10 protein-coding genes and 1 pseudogene are annotated in these 19,011 nt (G+C 45.9%); 4 read left to right on the plus strand and 7 right to left on the minus strand.

From position 1 onward, the window contains the following. Positions 1 to 16: 16 nt before the first annotated feature. The 5 genes and pseudogenes from QME03_RS00855 to QME03_RS00875 all read right to left on the minus strand — a co-directional run bounded on the left by QME03_RS00855 (position 17) and on the right by QME03_RS00875 (position 7,879). Positions 17 to 226 (minus strand): helix-turn-helix transcriptional regulator, encoded by a 210-nt coding sequence (locus tag QME03_RS00855; RefSeq protein ID WP_281723155.1) that lies wholly within the window; start codon positions 224 to 226, stop codon positions 17 to 19. A gap of 116 nt (positions 227 to 342) precedes the next feature. After that, a pseudogene (locus tag QME03_RS00860) lies at positions 343 to 1,564 on the minus strand (tyrosine-type recombinase/integrase). Between the two features lie 417 nt (positions 1,565 to 1,981). Further along, positions 1,982 to 2,362 (minus strand): DUF805 domain-containing protein, encoded by a 381-nt coding sequence (locus QME03_RS00865; RefSeq protein ID WP_273147303.1) that lies wholly within the window; start codon positions 2,360 to 2,362, stop codon positions 1,982 to 1,984. A 675-nt stretch (positions 2,363 to 3,037) separates the two neighbouring features. Continuing rightward, a complete protein-coding gene (locus QME03_RS00870) occupies positions 3,038 to 4,588 on the minus strand; it encodes a RagB/SusD family nutrient uptake outer membrane protein (RefSeq protein ID WP_281723156.1) in 1,551 nt (516 codons plus the stop codon). 30 nt (positions 4,589 to 4,618) lie between these two features. After that, positions 4,619 to 7,879, minus strand: coding sequence for a SusC/RagA family TonB-linked outer membrane protein (locus QME03_RS00875; protein WP_281723157.1), 3,261 nt, complete (start codon positions 7,877 to 7,879; stop codon positions 4,619 to 4,621). 619 nt (positions 7,880 to 8,498) lie between these two features. Here QME03_RS00875 and QME03_RS00880 point away from each other — a divergent pair. From QME03_RS00880 to QME03_RS00895, 4 genes are all read left to right on the plus strand, one after another. Beyond that, positions 8,499 to 9,461, plus strand: a complete 963-nt coding sequence (locus QME03_RS00880; RefSeq protein ID WP_281723158.1) for a YitT family protein — start codon at positions 8,499 to 8,501, stop codon at positions 9,459 to 9,461. 171 nt (positions 9,462 to 9,632) lie between these two features. Continuing rightward, positions 9,633 to 9,947 (plus strand): DUF3467 domain-containing protein, encoded by a 315-nt coding sequence (locus QME03_RS00885; RefSeq protein ID WP_025815570.1) that lies wholly within the window; start codon positions 9,633 to 9,635, stop codon positions 9,945 to 9,947. Positions 9,948 to 11,427: 1,480 nt separating this feature from the next. Next, positions 11,428 to 12,417, plus strand: coding sequence for a virulence protein RhuM/Fic/DOC family protein (rhuM, locus tag QME03_RS00890; RefSeq protein ID WP_281723159.1), 990 nt, complete (start codon positions 11,428 to 11,430; stop codon positions 12,415 to 12,417). Next, positions 12,410 to 12,640, plus strand: coding sequence for a hypothetical protein (locus QME03_RS00895; RefSeq protein ID WP_281723160.1), 231 nt, complete (start codon positions 12,410 to 12,412; stop codon positions 12,638 to 12,640). The genes rhuM and QME03_RS00895 overlap by 8 nt, the downstream gene beginning before the upstream one ends. Before the next feature lie 131 nt (positions 12,641 to 12,771). Here the strand turns inward: QME03_RS00895 and rpoC are convergent, their stop codons facing one another. Both rpoC and rpoB read right to left on the minus strand, forming a co-directional pair. Then, positions 12,772 to 17,106 carry a DNA-directed RNA polymerase subunit beta' gene (rpoC, locus tag QME03_RS00900; RefSeq protein ID WP_110370126.1) on the minus strand — a complete coding sequence of 1,445 codons (4,335 nt, stop codon included), beginning with the start codon at positions 17,104 to 17,106 and terminating at the stop codon, positions 12,772 to 12,774. Positions 17,107 to 17,131: 25 nt separating this feature from the next. Beyond that, a partial coding sequence (rpoB, locus tag QME03_RS00905; protein WP_281723161.1) for a DNA-directed RNA polymerase subunit beta occupies positions 17,132 to 19,011 on the minus strand: 1,880 nt, incomplete at its 5' end.

The raw sequence follows: 19,011 nt of genomic DNA on the forward strand, positions 1-19,011 counted from the left end.
CGTTTATATATGAGGATTAAATATCCTCTGTCCACAACAAATCATCAACTCTCACCCCCAATATCTTTGCCAACTGGATGAACATTTCAACATTGGGCTGGGCAACATTAGTTACCCACTTTGATATAACGGCAGGGGCTTTATCCAAAATCTCTGCCAGCTGTTTATTGGTCATTCCTTTTTCGGCGAGAACCACCTTTAGACGGTTTATTTTCTTGCGTTCCATGCTTATGTAACTTGATTACGCCATAAAATTACTCTTTATTTTTCAGAAAGTATGTACTCTGAGTAAAAAGATGGTTGTTTATAGTCAAGAAAATGTTTTTTAATTCATTTTTCTTGTTACAACTTCAATTCTGGCAAACTATTGATAGCCTCCGATTTCAACTTATCCACCGCTCGAGTATATTTCTCAGTGTGCTTCAATCCACTATGCCCTAAAAGACTGACAACAGTCTTGATGTTGGTACCATTATTGAGGATATTTACCGCAAAGCTGGGCGAGCACAATGCCAGCTGATGTGTTTGTTGATGCCTGCACGTTTTACCCACCGTTTCACAGATTTACTGCAACTTTCATACGAGGGGAGGTTGAAGATAGAGGAACTTAGATCCTCTGGAGCTTCACCAATTAAAGAAAGTAATCCGTCATTGAGAGGAATAACTACACCACTATTGGCAGAATGCCCTTTGGTCTTATTCTGCTCAAACTTCAGGAGGCGATTGGTATAGTCGATGTTTTTATAAGTTAGGTCTTTTACATCACAGAAGCGCAGGCCACAATACAGACAAAGGATAAAAGCTCGCCTGACATTGGGATTTTCATTATCATAATGGCATTGAATCAGTGATTGGATTTCGTCCATCGACAACACATCTTTGCGTAAAATCTGTTCGTCGACTTTGCACACTACTCCTTTACATGGGTCTTTCAGCATCACTTCATGGTCAATGGCATAGCGTACAACTTTCTTGAAACGCTGATAGATGCTCTTTGCTCCTTCACCTACACTTCGTGATTGCAAATATTCCACAAAGCGTTCCATCATTTCCTTAGTTATCAAATCGGGCTTAATACTAAACTCATAGAGCGGATAGTGATCTTTCAGAAAGTCCTTAAAGCGTGACAGGGCGATTTCAAGCATACGAATGTCTTTCTTTGTATAACTGTCAATATATGCTTGAAAGTAATCAAGGAAATTAATACTTCGATCCTTTTTCAAACGATAGCCAAGCATGCTCTCCTTAAATTCTTGCTCACGTTCTGCACGAATTTTGGTGGCCAGTTCAAGCGCTTCTTTGTTTTGTTGTCGTTCTATAGGGGTACGGGGCTTAGCTATTAAATACAACTGCAGATTATCCTTTCGCCTGTTGTGCTTAATGTGTACCTTGGGCTTACCCATCATTTTACCTATTTCATACAAAACAGGATACCATTTTTATCCAACACAGGCGTTTCTTCTCTACCGAGATAATACTCCAGATAAAGACTTATCCGACCATCAGAAAGCGTATTTTGCTCCAATTCCAGGTTTTCCTTTGCTTTATTTTCTAATTTTGCCATAGTTGATAGTTATATACCTAAATGTGTATCAAACCAAGTAAGATTATTAACTCGTTTATTTTCAGATGTTTTCTTATTTTGCAAAGATACTAAAAAGTTCCAAATATCAAAGTGTACTATCTAACCTGATGCCCGAAAAATATTGTTTATTTTACGAAATACAAAATTGAGTTAGCTATACAATTATGAACCAAAAAGTCTATTTTTACCTCTATATGGCGTCTTGAAATCCATCCGTTCATAGCCTTACACCCCCTAGACACCAAGCTTAAATAAAAAAAGCAACCTCTTGCTTGTTGTACACTGCATTGACGCAATGAAAAACATAGCAAGAGGTTGCATTATTAAGTATGCTTCTAGCGCTGCGCTGCTAATTGGTTTATATAGCATTTACAACGCCAATTATTGTTTGCAGTTTTAAATTTGAGGCTCGCCAAAACGGTTTGCGGTACGTTCGCCTTCGGTAGCACACAGCACGATATACCAGATACCACCAATGAAAGGAATAAAGTTAACGCAAATCCAAACCCCATCCTTGCCAAGGTCGTGCATACGACGAACGCCTACAGCAATACTAGGAACAATCGTTGCCAAGCCGAAGACTCCCATCAACAGCGAGAAAACCATAGACAAAGCTTTAACGCCTGTGAGTGCAACGATAAACATAAGGATGTACAAAACAAAAGTAATGGCGATGTTAACAAGAACAAATTGCCAGAACTCTGCACGACCGGCACGACCGTTAAATTGTGCGTACTTCTTGGTTAAGACTTCTTTGTAATTTCCAATAATGTCCATAATGTAAAAATTAAGTTATTAATAAGTTTTATTTTTATTTCTATCAGGTTGCAGACACTAACAATATGCTCAACATGGCAGCATCAAAGCTGCAAGAGGTTGTTTCGCGCCAAATGCATAGACGCTTGGAGTACTATACCGATGCGCCTTACCTCCTGATTAGGGCTATATGAAAAGCGTATCGTTTTATCAACGTGGTGAACTTCTCGCATGCAAAGATAAGAGAAATTTTCTAAAGTGACATTATTTTACGTTTCTTTTTTTTGATATTTTTTTTGTTAATAACCTTATTTTTATTATTTAGAATGTATCCTTTTAATCTCATATCTTTCGTTCACCTCCTTTAAGGTTTTCAAGTGGCCGTATATGACTTGTCAACAAGGTGTTCTACCTAGGAAAAGTAAGCCTAAACCCAAACCTGTATCGCTAGAGCTGTTTAGACTTTATGTATTGTTGAACACACATCAACTAATATTTTCTTGAAGGCGTAGTGCATTAAACCAAAAGAAAGGGTCAATCAAAAAAGTAAGACCATATCATAACTTATCCTGAACTGACGTAATAGATAGTCGAAAGAAAATATATTGGAAAACATTAAGAAATCGTCTTGACTCTTTCTATTTAAATAGCCTCACCCTCTCCCTTCTTTCGGAGGGGAGGGGTGAGGCAACTTTATCATTCTTTATTAGAAGTAATAAGCTTATTGTAATCTGTTTCACGACTAGGAATAACCCACGTCCAATTATTTTTCTCGTTGGGTTTAATGGTAACGGCGAAAGCAGAGTGGAAACTGCCACCATCGGCAAACGAACGCCTTACGATGGGCAAGTCCCAACGCTTATAGTCGAACCAGTCGAAGCCCTCGCCCCATAGTTCGATGCGACGATAGAGGCGCACTTCAGCCAGCAGTTCGTCGCCTGTCTTGGTGCAAGTATATGCCGCGTCGCGTTCCGAAGTTTTGTTCAGAGCCACAAGCAAGGCCTGCGCCTCGGCATCTTTACCAAGATGGCAATTGGCCTCGGCCTCGGTAAGATACATTTCGGCAGCGCGGAACAGGGGAATTTCTCCCACGCCAGGACTACTTACGGCCTGCATCTTAAATTGCATATAGGCATAGATGCGACTCGTGCTGTATAATTTCTTTTTATAAACGCGCTTTGCATAGGCCGTCATCCATTTACCAGCAAGCCCACTTGACGTGTTAAAGGTCATTGTGTCGGGATTGAGGAACATAGCGCGACGCACATCGGTGGTGGGGATAGAGTCGTACAGTTCCTTGCTGATGGCACAAGGATAGTTACGCGCGAGTGCGGCATTAGAATTACTTCCCTGATTGGCGAAGAACTGGTAAAAATACAACGTTTCTTGCGCATTGCTGTAAACACTCCAAATCCATTCTTTATTGGGCGCGTTAAAACCACCGTTAACGTATTGCCCATTGTTCATCAAAGTGTAGTTAGCACGTGCAGATGCAGCATGGCTGGCCGCCACGGCCCAGTCTTCACGCGTTAGGGCAGCCCTTGCATAGATAGCATGAGCCACGTCTGCATTTACGGCATAGTTCTCGTCTTCGTCCCTATTAAGCTTAGATTCGGCATAAAGTGCCAAGGCATCGTCGAGGTCTTGATATATGCGCGCATAGGTTTCGGCCAATGTAGAAACCGCCATGTTGCCCGTACTCTCGTCTAAACGCAGCACCACGCCCCTACTAGCCCCATTGTTGCTGTCGGACCAACGTTTAGAATACACTTGCGACAGACGGAAGAAACAGTAGGCGCGGAATGTTAACGCCTGCGCTTTGAGGAAACGTTTCTCGTTGTCGGGACCTGTCGCCGCATCAACATTGTTGATAATGGCATTGGCATTGCCCAAAATCTTGTAGTAATAATACCAAGGATAATAGTCGTATATGCTGGTGGAGTTTTCAACGAAGTCGAGGTTGGTCATCTGTACCCATCCTGTAAGGTCGCATTTTTGGAAATCGTTTCCATGATAGTTGCCGTATAGGGTAAGTATTGCGCCCTCGCCGTTCATTCCCTGACTAGACAGATACTGGGTACTCATCATTTTACTAAGTCCGTTAACAGCCATAGCGATGTTGCTTGTGTTAGAGAGAATCAGTCGTTTTTCAGCATCATTACTCTCGGTATCGAGGTAATTGTCGCTGCAAGCACCCAATGTAAGTGCTGCTAAAAGGGCGTAAATATATAATAATGTAGCTTTCATACGAATTGTTTTTTATATGGAGGAAATGAACTAGAACTTAACTTCGAGACCCACGATGAACACGCGTGGCGTTACGGCATAGTTGTCGAGCATACCGCTAAAAGCCTGTTGTGGATTTAGCCCACGACGCGAAGAAAGTGAAAGTAGGTTCTCGGCAGAGAAGCTTAGACGCACATTGTCGAGGTCGATGGCGCGCACCCACTTCTGAGGTAGCTGGTAACTTAGGTTGACGTTCTTCACAACGAAGTAGTTTCCATTGGTTATCCAGCGCGAAGAAACGGCATTGTTATCTTTGTTGGTACTGCTGTTTATCTGCGGTATGCCACCATACCAAATACGATCGGCCGAGGTAGCGGTCATTCCCGCGGGGGCTTCGCGCCACGAGTTGAGAATGTCGGCACTGTAATTGGACGGACCGGTGCTGGTAGACATCAGCGACGAGTACGTGCTGTCGTACACCTTACCGCCCAATGCGTAGGTGCAAAGGGCAGAGAATGCCAGCGACTTCCACCTCACCGTGGTGGTAAAGCTACCATACATTTTGGGAATGGCCGAGCCATGAAACTCGCGTTGCGCATATGTAGTGCCTTTTACGAAGTATTCGCCGTTTATCTCGGTAACGTTAGCGGTGATGTCTGTGCCACTTGTGTTGCCAACCACGGTTCCGTCTGAGCGGGTATAGTGGTTGTTCTCGGTGTTAACCTTATAGAGCGAGTTACCCGTAAGCTGGTCTACACCCACAAAGGTATAGGTAAAGAACTCGTAACGGCTGCGGCCCTCCACAATTTTGTAAGCACCAGAGAGAATGCCGTCCTTGTTTTGTTCGGGCAAAGAGATAACCTTATTTTTGACGAATGAGGCATTGGTAGCGAAATTTACCGTCCAATTCTTGTTCTTATAGATGTCTACATCGGTGTTTATCTCGAAACCTTGGTTCTCAATTGTTCCTAGATTTCGCGTTATCGAAGGCAAGGATGCGTCTGAATCGGTGGCTCCTGCCGACTGTGGCATGTAGACATTGAAGAGTAAGTCGCGGTTACGACGGTTGAAATATTCAACACTGAGATTCCATCTGTCGAACAGTCGCGCGTCTACACCAAAGCCAAACGAGGCACCCGTTTCCCATTTCAGTTCATCGTTGCCTAGTTGGGTGAGGTAGAATGCGCCTTTGTTATTGTTCTGGGCAGCCCCATAGACTGTTAGATAGGAGTACAAACCCGACCCAGCATCGTTACCAACAAGCCCATAGTCGGCACGAAGTTTCAGGCTATTCACCCATTTCACGGGCTTCATGAAGTCTTCGCGCGACACCATCCAGCTAGCACCCACGCTGCCGAAGTTACCCCAACGCACTGCTTTTGCAAAACGCGAAGAACCATCGCGGCGAAAAGAAACTTCTGCCGTGTACTTGTCGTCGTAGTTATAGCGCACGCGCCCCAAATAGCTTTCCGTGGCATAGTCTTCTTCGTAACCGCTAAGCGAAATGATGGCACTGAAGTTAGAGAAGTTGTCTTGCCCAGGGACTTTGATGTTAGACTTGCGTCCGTGAGCGTATTTATGATACCAATAATAGTTTTCGTGACCCAGCAAGGCGCTAATGGTATGCTTGTCGAACTCGCGGTTCCAGTTTAGCTGTTGCTGGAAGTTGTATTCCCTGTATCGGTTAAGGCTTTGAGAAGCGCGTCCGTTATTACCCTTACCATTACCGATGGTGGGGTTGTCGAAAGTATCATTTACGTTGTTACGCATGCTGGTTTGCCCTTTCAGGGTAAAGGTAAAGTCCTTTAAGAACTTAAACTCGGTGTAGAACGTACCCTCAAGGGTGTTGCGCACGGTTCTGTCTTTGTCTAATTCGTTCTCCCAAGCCACATGGCGGTCGCCAAATTGGTTTCGGGTAAGCACCACATCGCCGTTGTCGTTGGTGTAGCTACCTGGGTCGTACTGCAAGTTGCCCAGTGCATCCGTTCGATACGAGCCGTCGGCATTGTGCAAATGCACGGGATAGATGGGCGCAATGGTGCGGCTATACATGAAGGGGTTTTTGAAACTTCCCGACCCATTGTCGGCCAAGTTGCTCTTTTGGTACGAGCCATTGAGGCTAAACCCTGTTGTAAACCATTTTTTTGGGCGCAAGTTCATATTGGCACGACCCGTGAGTCGCTTGAAGTCGGAGCCCACAACGTAGCCGTTCTCTTTAAGATAGCCCACTGAGAAGTAGTAATCACTCTTATCGCCAGCGGCGTTGGCACTGAGACTATACTCTTGTCGTGCGCCTCGACGTATGGTAGCATCGTACCAGTCGAGGTCATCTGCATATCCTGGCAGGATTTGCGCATCGGCCACCAGTTTTCCGTTAGCGTCGAATAGGGCATCGTTGGCCTTATTAAAGATGTTGAGGTACAACGCATCGGCAATGAGATTCTTCGTGGCATACTCGCCTGCCTTGGCAGCCGTCACCTTTTTATCGGTCATACGCGAATTACGCAGGTTTTGCCAACTCACTTCCATAAATTCCTGTGGGCTAAGCAGCTTGTATTCGGGAATGCCACGCGTATATGTGCCCTGACTAACGCGGAGGTTAACAGACAATTTGTTGCTTTTGCCCTTTTTGGTGGTGATAAGTATCACACCGTTAGACGCACGGTTACCGTAAAGTGCGCTCGATGCGGCATCCTTCAACACCGTCATACTCTCGATGTCGGCAGGGTTCAGTTCAAATATGTCGCCTGAAAAGGGTACGCCATCCAGCACATACAGCGGGGCGGAACTGCCGTTCACGCTTCCGAAACCACGAATGCGCACGGCGGGATTACTTCCCGGTTGACCGTAAGTGCTGTTTATTTGCACGCCCGATGTTGTTCCTTCTAACGCAGAGGTTACACTGGAAACAGGACGCAAATCGATATGCTCGGTGCCAACCTGCGAAACGGCACCTGTAAGCGTAGATTTTTTGGCCGAACCATAGGCCACCTGCACCACAACCTCGTCTAGCGAACGTGCGTCGGGTTCGAGATAGATGTTCATATTGGGTTTGATGGTCACTGTTTGCGATTTCATTCCCACATATGATACCACCACGCTTCGGGCAGTATTGGGCACGTTTGTTAATGTAAACTTGCCGTTAATGTCGGTTGCAGCACCAATTTTTGTGCCGGTGGCCATCACCGTTGCCCCCAAAATGGGTTCACGGTTGTCGGCCGTGAAAACATAACCTGTAACTGTTTGTTGTGCGAATGCACCGAGTGTGCAGATAGTAAAGAGCACTATCAGTAATACGTATCGCTGTTTCATAAAACCTGAATAAAATCTATTATACATTAAAATATTGAATGCGTAACCGTTATCAAAATGTGTTAATGATGCGCCCTCTTAGATAAAGACTCTGAAGAGAGTTTTGGGTTTCTCTAAACGGATTTGCTTGCGGCAATCACTTCCTTTGAATTTAAATAAAACCGTCGTTCTTCTAATCCTAAATAACTCGCATACAAAGGTATTAAAAAACTCTGAAACAAGTCTTTTTAAGTTATATTTTTAATGTTTTATAGGCATAAAATAAGCAAATTAGTCATTTTTTCCTTAAAAACATCTTTATTCTGACTTTATTAGACGAAATCGTTTTGACGTTTAATACTTCTACAAATTAAGTGAATTACAGCATAAATAAACTCACTGGTTTATAAACTCAAAAACTCATCAACACAAAACTTACTAACTACGCCAGTACTGACCCCAAACTGGCGAAAGCACCTATATCATTGCCACACACGCAATTATTCTTAAAAACAACCAATAAAAACGTGACACTCTAGGCATACATAATAAAATCTTTCGCAAGCCTCTTATTTTTTTTTTAAAGCAAGTTTCTTGTTTCGTGATTATTGTGTATCTTTGTCGCATAAAAAATCACAATATGTTGACGTTAAAAAAATACTCGCTACTAAAAGACCTAGTATTACTTACTATCGCCATGTTCATTGGCAGTTTGGGATGGGCCATCTTCCTGCTGCCTAACCACATCACAACGGGTGGCATACCCGGCCTGGCATCCATCCTTTATTGGGGATTGAACATTCCGGTGCAAGTTACGTTCCTAGGCGTAAATGCCCTTCTGCTGCTCATTGCCTTAAAGGTGTTGGGCTGGCAGTTCTGTCTCAAAACGCTGTATGCAGCAGTGATGTTCACCCTTTTCAGTGCTTTAGGCCAGCATTGGATGGAGGGTTCAACACTATTGCAAGGCCAACCCTTCATGGCTATCGTGCTTGGTGCCGCCAGCTTGGGCAGCACCGTGGGCCTGGGATTGGCTAGTAATGCTTCTACTGGTGGCACAGACGTGATTGCTGCCATGATTAACAAGTATCACGACATTTCTCTTGGCAAGCTCATTTTGCTGGTAGACATCTCTATTGTAACGGCCAGCTATTTGGCTTTGCGCAACTGGGAAGAGGTTATTTATGGTTACATCTTTCTCTTTATCTTCTCGGTGTGCGTTGATAAGGTGGTGAACATGATGCACCAATCGGTGCAATTCTTCATCATCTCCGAAAAATACGAGCAGATTGGCCGTGCCATCAACGTTAATGCACAACGTGGATGCACCACCATCAGCGGTCAAGGCTTTTACTCGGGACGCGAAGTGAAAATGCTTTTTGTACTAGCACGCCAAACAGAGTCGGCCAAGATATTTTCAATTATCAACGAGATAGACCCTGCCGCCTTTGTTTCGCAAAGCTCGGTAATTGGCGTATATGGCGAGGGATTTGATAAGTTTAAAGCCAAACGCAAAAAAAACAGCATGCTGCAAGAGCAAGCTAGAAAGCTGGGCATTACCACTGAGCCTGTTGACACCAACCAAACTACCACTGCCAAAAGCTAACTACACAAGGCCTAAAGCATTAAGACCGATTTTTCGGCATGGAGTTTGCACGGTTGATTGGGAGAGTTTGCCCCCGCAAACAGCTCAAACAGATGATACCAACCCATGGCCCACACCCCCACCCCGCCCCTAAAGCCGTGGGAAGAGGGCCAATAAAAAACCTATAAACAAATGGAACAAAAACAACCCGTACCCTTTGAAATGGACTTGAAACCCGAAATCGCATCTGGCGTGTATTCTAATTTTGTGCTCATTTCGCACTCACCAAGCGACTTTGTGCTAGACTTTGCCCGCATTTTGCCTGGCATGCCTAAACCCGAAGTGGCTAGCCGAATTATTATGGCTCCCGAACACGCCAAACGTTTGCTGATGGCGCTGCAAGAAAATATTTACAAATACGAACAAGAGTTTGGCAAAATACAACTACCCAACGAGGGTTCGCGCACTATTGCTCCCTTTAACGTAGGCGGTAAAGGCGAGGCTTAATCGCGCCAAACTAGGCAAAAGGTGCTTTAAGACGGAACAGATGTTTCGCTTAAAGCACCTTTTATTGTTTTCATTGCTTTGTGTGCTTCTTGCGTTTGCTTGTAAACATCTTGTCTGTCTTTTTTCTTTTTACTGTTGTGCACTAGGCCTTTAACAATAACACGAGCAATGTGGGCAACAATACACAAAATCTATAGAGCCGCTAAAGGCTGATTGGAGCTAAACATGAAAAGACCTTTCTTAAAAAAACTGCAAGCAAATTAATAAGGAAAGTGAAAGCGGGGTTTGCCACAAAATAAACGTTAGCCATTCTTCTTTCTAGCGCCAGCTATTTTGTAGCGCAGAAAAAAGAAAGTAAAATTAGTTTACAAATCGCCGTTATTTCGCCCCTCATTCTAGCGAAAAAAAAAGTAAAAAGCATGCAATTTGGTATTATTTTCAGCTTGGTGCGATTAAATTTCACCCCGTTTTTTAGTATTGCACCAGCATTATGCACCATTTGGCCTTTCTAGAAGCACATTTCCTCGCCATTTGTCATCTCCCCAAAACATGGTTTTAGTAGCTAAAACTTCATTATTTCTTGCTTATTTCGCACCAAATACCAGCATTTTTTAGTCTGTGAAGAGCATTAACGGCTGCATACAGCTTGCATCATTATGCAGTTGGCAACACATTTTGCTGCTATTAGCCCTGCATTTTGGTGCATTTAACCTTGCATTTAGCAGCAAATTGCACTGCGTTTAGCACCATATAGCACTGCGTTTAGCACCAAAACGCAGTGCATTTAGCACCTAAATACATGAAGAAACGCTAAAAGCAGTCGCACCTCTTGCGTATTTTGCAATATTATGCATCGTGATATTCATTTGTGCACCGATACACACCAAGCCTTTTGGCATCAACAAAACCTCCGCGAGAATGGAGAATTTGCAAGCAACAGAGCTGCTGGTGAATAAAAAGGTCTGTTTTGGGGCCTTATTCTACACCGAATATTTTACAAATCAAAGAAAACAACGCACGATTTATTGTTGGGCGAAGCAGACCAAGCAGAGGCGATAGGCAACATCTTACTGGTGCAGGCATACACAAACGTAACTGATGGCATGCTTCCGCCACTGCTTTGCGTTGAATATTGGGGATATTGGCGTCCTGAACAACTCCATTATCAATCTTTTATGCATTCTAATCTGGGCAGACAGATAAACATAGACGAGTTATAGACAAATTGAAAAAAAAGCTTGAGGAATTGTTTGGTAAAATTAAAGTTCTAACCATTAAGTCTGACGCTATTTAACAAATTATGATTATTTTTGCATATCGGCAAACATCCATGCTATGGGTGGTAAATAAACAAAGAAAACAATGGCAAAAAACAGATAAAGACCATAATAATCGAAAATTGCAAAAGCAATGCGCAAACTGCTGCAACAGGAGGAAGAGAACAAATTGCAACTGAAAGAACTATTTAATTCATTAGGCTATGCACTCGAATAATCAAATTGTGATATACCAGTCTGAGGATGGGCAGACGCAGGTGGATGTACGTCTGGAGAACGAGACGGTGTGGCTTACACAGCAACAAATTGCGGAGTTGTTTAATACAAAACGCCCAGCAATAACCAAGCACTTGAAGAATATCTATGCATCCGAAGAGCTTGACGAAACGAGCACATGTTCCATTTTGGAACACGTGGGCAATACAGGAAAGCAAACTTATCGCACAAAGTATTACAATCTCGATGTCATTATTTCTGTTGGATATCGGGTTAACAGCAAAAACGCCACTCGTTTCCGTCAGTGGGCCAACAAGGTGTTAAAGCAATACCTCATGAAGGGCTATGCCGTGAACGAGCGTATGCGCAAGGAGCAGATTGGCGAGTTGCGCCAACTGGTGGGTATGCTTGGGCGCACCATTCAGAACCAGCCACTGCTGTCTAACGACGAAACCGATGCCCTGTTTAAGGTAGTGACAGATTATACTTACGCCCTGGACACCCTCGACAACTACGACTATGAACGGCTTACTATCAATAAGACCACAAAAGAAGAGCCGTTCCATGCCACCTACGATAATGCGATGGAAGCTATCAAAGGGTTGCGCGAGAAATTTGGCGGCTCTGTTCTCTTTGGCCATGAGAAGGACAATTCCTTTAAAAGTTCTATCGGGCAGATATACCAGACCTTTGGCGGAGAAGAACTCTACCCCAGTGTGGAGGAGAAAGCAGCCATGCTACTCTATCTTGTTACCAAGAACCACTCGTTTAGCGATGGCAACAAGCGCATTGCCGCTACGTTGTTTCTTTGGTTTCTCAACGGCAACCATATACTCTATCACCCTGACGGCAGTAAGCGTATAGCAGACAGCACCCTTGTTGCGCTCACGCTGATGATTGCCGAGAGCCGAACAGAAGAAAAGGACGTTATGGTGAAAGTTGTGGTTAACCTGATAAACAAAAACAACTATGAGTAAAGCGGTGTATAAACGTTTAGGCGACTTTATCAGAGAAGTGAATGTGCGTAACCGGGAGTTGAAGGTGACGAACTTACTGGGCGTAAGCATATCAAAGGAGTTTATGCCATGTATTGCCAATACCTTTGGCACAGGTTACTTATCGGCATCTTACCTTTCTTGTTCGCCTTACGTTGTTAGCAACGCCTTTAAGAATAGGGTGAACAAGCAGCTAACCAAATAATCAAACGAAATTAGCGCAACCTCAAACAACCGATTAGAGTAATAAAAAAAGGCCACCAGCATGAATGCCGATGGCCTTTTATTGTTGTTAACGCCTAGGAAAGCGATGAAAGTGCGAGTAGCAAGCGCAAATTATTCTTGCGTGGCAGCTTCTTTCTCAGAATAGTCGATAACGTTTTTGCGGTTGGCTTGCATGCGGTCGTACTCTTCTTTAGAGCCAACGATGATGCGTTCCCACTGACGGAGACCAGTACCGGCAGGTACGAGGTGTCCACAGATAACGTTTTCTTTCATACCTTCGAGGCGGTCTACCTTTCCACGGATGGCAGCTTCGTTTAGCACCTTGGTGGTTTCTTGGAACGAAGCAGCACTCATGAAGCTCTTAGTTTGAAGAGCGGCACGGGTGATACCTTGCAAAATCTGTGTTGAAGTGGCGGGCACTGCATCGCGAACTTGCACAGGACGAAGGTCGCGGCGCTTGAGCGATGAGTTTTCATCACGCAGACGGCGAGCCGTAACGATTTGTCCTGGGCGCATGGTTTCGCTGTCTCCAGCGTCGGTAACCACCTTCTTACCCCAGATGCGGTCGTTCTCCTCAGAGAAGTCGAGTTTGTCTACCAATTCCTGCTCTAGGAAAGTGGTGTCTCCTGGGTCGTTGATTTGCACCTTGCGCATCATCTGGCGCACGATAATTTCGAAGTGTTTATCATTGATTTTCACACCCTGGAGGCGGTAAACGTCTTGCACCTCGTTAACGATGTATTCTTGAACAGCGGTAGGCCCCTTGATGGCAAGGATGTCGTTGGGTGTGGTAACACCGTCGGACAGTGGCGTTCCAGCTCGAACAGCATCGTGTTCCTGTACCAAGATTTGCTTCGAGAGGCTGACCAGATATTTCTTTTGGTCGCCAGTTTTAGAAGTAACAATGATTTCGCGATTACCACGTTTAACCTTACCCATGGTTACTTCGCCATCGATTTCGGACACGACAGCAGGGTTAGAGGGGTTACGAGCTTCGAACAATTCGGTAACACGAGGCAAACCACCGGTGATGTCACCAGCTCCACCCACGGCACGAGGAATTTTAACGAGTGTAGCACCCGTCTTAACCTTGGCTCCATCTTCAACAACCACGTGGCCACCCACGGGGAAGTTGTAGGTTCCTAGCACCTCACCATCAGCTCCAACGATGTCGCAAGTGGGGACCTTAGAGCGGTCTTTGGCGTCGGTGATAATCTTTTCGGTAAGGCCAGTGGTCTCGTCGGTCTCTGCACGGAAGGTAACACCTTCTACAACGTCGTGGAACTTGAGTGTACCAGCGTATTCAGAAACGATAACGGCATTGAAGGGGTCCCACTTAGCGATGAGAGAGCCTTTTTTCACCACATCGCCATGTTTGTTATAGAGCGACGCACCATAGGGTACGTTGAGTGTAGAGAGTACGATAGAGGTGTTGGGGTCGACGAAACGGATTTCGGCCAAGCGGCTAACAACCATCTCGCAGTTGCGTTCACCATCTTCGGCATCTTCGACGAAGGGCACAGTGCGCAACTCGTCAAATTCGATTCGCGAATCGTTTTTAGCCACGATAGAGGCATTGGCGGCTGCGTTACCAGCCACACCACCCGCGTGGAAGGTACGAAGAGTAAGCTGCGTACCAGGCTCACCGATAGCCTGTGCGGCAATAACACCGACAGCTTCGCCCATTTGAACCATACGACTTGTGGCCAGGTTGCGGCCATAACACTTCATGCAGACGCCGTGTTTGCTTTCGCAGGTGAGCACCGAGCGTATTTCAACGCTTTCGATAGGCGACTCGTCGATGATGCGAGCAATGGGTTCGGTGATTTCTTCACCAGCAGAAATGATGAGTTCGCCTGTGGTGGGGTGAATAATATCGTGTACAGAAACGCGTCCGAGGATACGTTCGTAGAGTGTAGAGATAATTTCATCACCATTCTTAAGTGCAGTGCACACCAGTCCGCGCAGCGTTCCGCAGTCTTCTTCGTTGATAATAACGTCGTGCGACACGTCTACCAGACGGCGTGTGAGGTATCCAGCATCGGCAGTTTTCATAGCCGTGTCGGCAAGACCCTTACGTGCACCGTGCGAAGAGATAAAGTATTCGAGCACCGACATACCTTCTTTAAAGTTAGAAAGGATGGGGTTTTCGATAATCTGTTGTCCTTCGGCACCGGCTTTTTGAGGTTTAGCCATCAGACCACGCATACCCGAGAGCTGTTTAATCTGGTCTTTAGAACCACGCGCACCCGAGTCGAGCATCATGAACACAGCGTTGAAACCTTGGTCGGCCTCGGTCATTTGCTTCATGAGCACGTTACCGAGGTCATTGTTTACGTGTGTCCAGGTGTCGATAACCTGGTTGTAGCGTTCGGTATCGGTGATGAAACCCATGTTATAGTTTTCGGTAATCTGGCGTACCTCTTCGTGACCGCGCTCAACAATCTCTTCTTTTTCACCAGGGATGATGATGTCGTCGAGGTTAAACGAGAGTCCGGCAACGTATGCCATACGATAACCCAAGTTCTTGATACCATCGAGGAACTCGCAAGCGCGGGCCATACCCACACACTTAATTACATCGGCGATGATGCCACGCAATGTTTTCTTCGAGATGATATCATTGAAATAGCCTACCTCTTCGGGGATAATGCCATTAACGATGACACGTCCTACAGAGGTTTCTACCATACGAGGTTGCAGTTTGCCATCAACCAGGTCGTTTACCACCACCTTAATGGGGGCGTGGAGGTCGCATCGGCCTTCGTTGTTGGCGATGATTGCCTCTTCGGGACCGTAGAAAGTGAGACCTGAACCCTTAGCTCCGGGACGGATTTTGGTGATATAATAGAGTCCGAGCACCATGTCTTGTGAAGGCACAGTGATAGGCGCACCATTAGCAGGGTTAAGAATATTGTGGCTTTGAAGCATGAGTACCTGAGCTTCGAGAATGGCCTCGTTGCTCAAAGGGAGGTGAACAGCCATCTGGTCGCCGTCGAAGTCGGCGTTGAACGCAGTACAAGCCAAGGGGTGAAGCTGGATTGCTTTACCCTCAATGAGCTTGGGTTGGAAGGCCTGAATACCCAAACGGTGAAGCGTAGGAGCACGGTTGAGGAGCACGGGGTGGCCCTTCATCACGTTTTCAAGGATGTCCCAGATAACGGGTTCGCGACGGTCTACAATCTTTTTGGCGCTCTTAACCGTCTTAACAATACCGCGCTCGATGAGTTTACGGATGATAAACGGTTTGTAAAGTTCGGCAGCCATGAGTTTGGGTAGACCACACTCGCCCATTTTTAGTTCAGGACCAACGACGATAACCGAACGAGCGGAATAGTCAACACGCTTACCCAAGAGGTTTTGACGGAAGCGTCCGGCCTTACCTTTGAGCGAATCGGAGAGCGACTTTAGCGGTCTGTTGCTCTCGCTTTTCACAGCCGAGCTCTTACGCGAGTTGTCGAACAAGCTGTCGACAGCCTCTTGCAGCATACGTTTCTCATTGCGGAGGATAACCTCGGGAGCTTTAATCTCAACCAAACGTTTCAAACGGTTGTTGCGAATGATAACGCGACGATAGAGGTCGTTGAGATCGGATGTGGCGAAACGTCCACCATCGAGTGGCACGAGCGGGCGCAATTCGGGTGGGATAACGGGGATAATCTTGAGAATCATCCACTCGGGGCGGTTGATTTCGGCGCTAGAGCGGAAAGCTTCCACCACCTGTAGGCGTTTGAGAGCCTCGGTTTTGCGTTGTTGGCTAGAGTCGTTGTTAGCACGGTCGCGCAGTTCGTACGACAGGGCATCGAGGTCTAGACGCGCCAAGAGGTCGTAAACAGCCTCGGCACCCATTTTGGCGATGAACTTATTGGGGTCGTCATCGTCAAGAAATTCATTATTAGGGTCTACTTGCGTTTCAAGGATATTGAGGTACTCGTCTTCAGAGAGCAAGTCCATTTGATGCGAGCCATTGAGGTCTTCGCCATCACTATCTTTGCGTCCTTCTAGCACACCAGGTTTGATAACGATATATTTCTCGTAGTAAACCACGGTGTCGAGTTTCTTTGTGGGCAAGCCCAAGAGGTATCCAATCTTATTGGGAAGCGAGCGGAAGTACCAGATATGAGCCACAGGCACCACCAGTTCGATATGTCCCGAGCGTTCGCGACGCACCTTTTTTTCGGTAACTTCAACGCCGCATCGGTCGCACACAATTCCCTTATAACGGATGCGTTTGTATTTCCCGCAAGCACATTCGTAGTCTTTAGTAGGACCAAAGATGCGTTCGCAGAAAAGGCCATCTCGTTCGGGCTTGTATGTACGGTAGTTAATGGTTTCAGGTTTGGTAACCTCACCAAACGAATTTTCCAGGATTTCTTCGGGCGAAGCCAATCCAATGGTAATCTTCGTGAAATTGTTCTTTACCTTTGTATCTTTCTTAAAAGCCATTTTACTTTTCAATTAAGGGTGTGAATTAATCCATCTTGATGCTCAATCCCAGACCGCGAAGCTCGTGCAGGAGCACATTGAGCGACTCGGGAATGCCTGGGGTAGGCATCGGCTCGCCTTTGACGATTGCCTCGTAAGCCTTAGAACGGCCCACAACGTCGTCGGACTTGATGGTGAGGATTTCTTGAAGGATGTGGCTAGCACCGAATGCTTCGATAGCCCAAACCTCCATTTCTCCGAAACGCTGTCCACCGAATTGGGCTTTACCACCAAGCGGTTGTTGCGTAATGAGCGAGTACGGACCGATGGAACGTGCGTGCATCTTGTCTTCAACCATGTGTCCAAGCTTGAGGAAGTAGGTCACACCAACGGTTGCGGGCTGGTCAAACTTCTCACCTGTTTCACCATCGAAGAGGTAAGTAGAGCAGAGGTGAGGCAGTCCAGCCTTGTCTGTCCATTCAGAAAGGTCTTCTAGTTTAGCACCGTCGAAGATGGGTGTAGCAAACTTCACGCCCAAGTTAGTACCAGCAGCTCCGAGGATAGCCTCGAAAATCTGTCCCAAGTTCATACGCGAAGGCACACCTAGTGGGTTAAGAACGAGGTCAACGGGGCGTCCGTCTTCGAGGAATGGCATGTCTTCCATGCGCACCACCTTCGAAACAATACCCTTATTACCATGTCGACCGGCTAGCTTATCGCCCACACCAATCTTACGTTTCTTAGCTACATACACCTTAGCCATCTGCAAAATGCCAGAGGGCAGTTCGTCACCGATGGTGATAGCGAACTTGCGGCGCTTGAGTTCTGCATCCAACAGTTTGTACTTGCGGATGTAGTTCATGATGAGTTTCTGTATCAACTCGTTCACATGAGCATCGTCGGTCCAGTCGTTAGACTGAATACCATCATACTCCAAGTTCTTCAACGTGGCCGCTGTGAACTTGCTTCCCTTATTGATTATTTCAGCACCCGTGTAGTCTTTAACGCCTTGCGACACCTTATCTTCGGTGAGTTCAAGCAATTTATCTACAAGAATGTCTTTGAGGTCTTCGTTCTTTGCTTCGTATTCTTCGTCAATCTTAGCAAGGATAACCTTGTCTTGCTTCTTCGATTCGCGTGTTTTGATGGCTCGCGAGAAGAGTTTTTTGTCGATAACCACACCGCTGAGCGAGGGGTTAGCCTTGAGCGACGAGTCTTTAACGTCGCCAGCCTTATCACCAAAGATGGCACGAAGCAGTTTTTCTTCGGGCGAAGGGTCGCTCTCTCCCTTAGGAGAAATCTTTCCAATGAGGATATCACCGGGTTCGATACGCGCTCCAACACGTACAACACCATTGTCGTCGAGGTCTTTTGTTGCCTCTTCACTAACGTTGGGGATGTCGCTTGTGAACTCTTCCACACCGCGTTTGGTTTCGCGAACATCGAGTGAATATTCGTCAACGTGAACAGAAGTTAGCACGTCATCGCGTACCAAACGTTCTGAAAGCACGATAGCATCTTCGTAATTGTAACCCTTCCAAGGCATGTAAGCCACAAGGAGGTTACGACCAAGAGCCAATTCTCCATTCTCAGTTGCATAACCTTCTGTAAGAATATCGCCAGCCTTAACACGTTGTCCCTTCACGCAGATGGGACGAAGGTCGATGGTCATGTTTTGGTTTGTGCGACGGAACTTGGGCACACGATATTCTTTTAGCGCTGGTTCGAAGCTTACATACTCTTCGTCTTCAGTGCGATCGTAAAGAATACGGATGGTGGTGGCATCAACATAGTCGATAACGCCATCGCCTTCGGCAGTAATCATCGTACGCGAATCTTCGCAAACTTGCTTTTCCAAACCTGTTCCTACGATAGGAGCATCGTTGTGAAGCAATGGAACTGCCTGGCGCATCATGTTACATCCCA

Origin of the sequence: Hoylesella shahii, from assembly GCF_937990675.1 — a bacterium.
GTDB lineage: Bacteria > Bacteroidota > Bacteroidia > Bacteroidales > Bacteroidaceae > Prevotella > Prevotella shahii.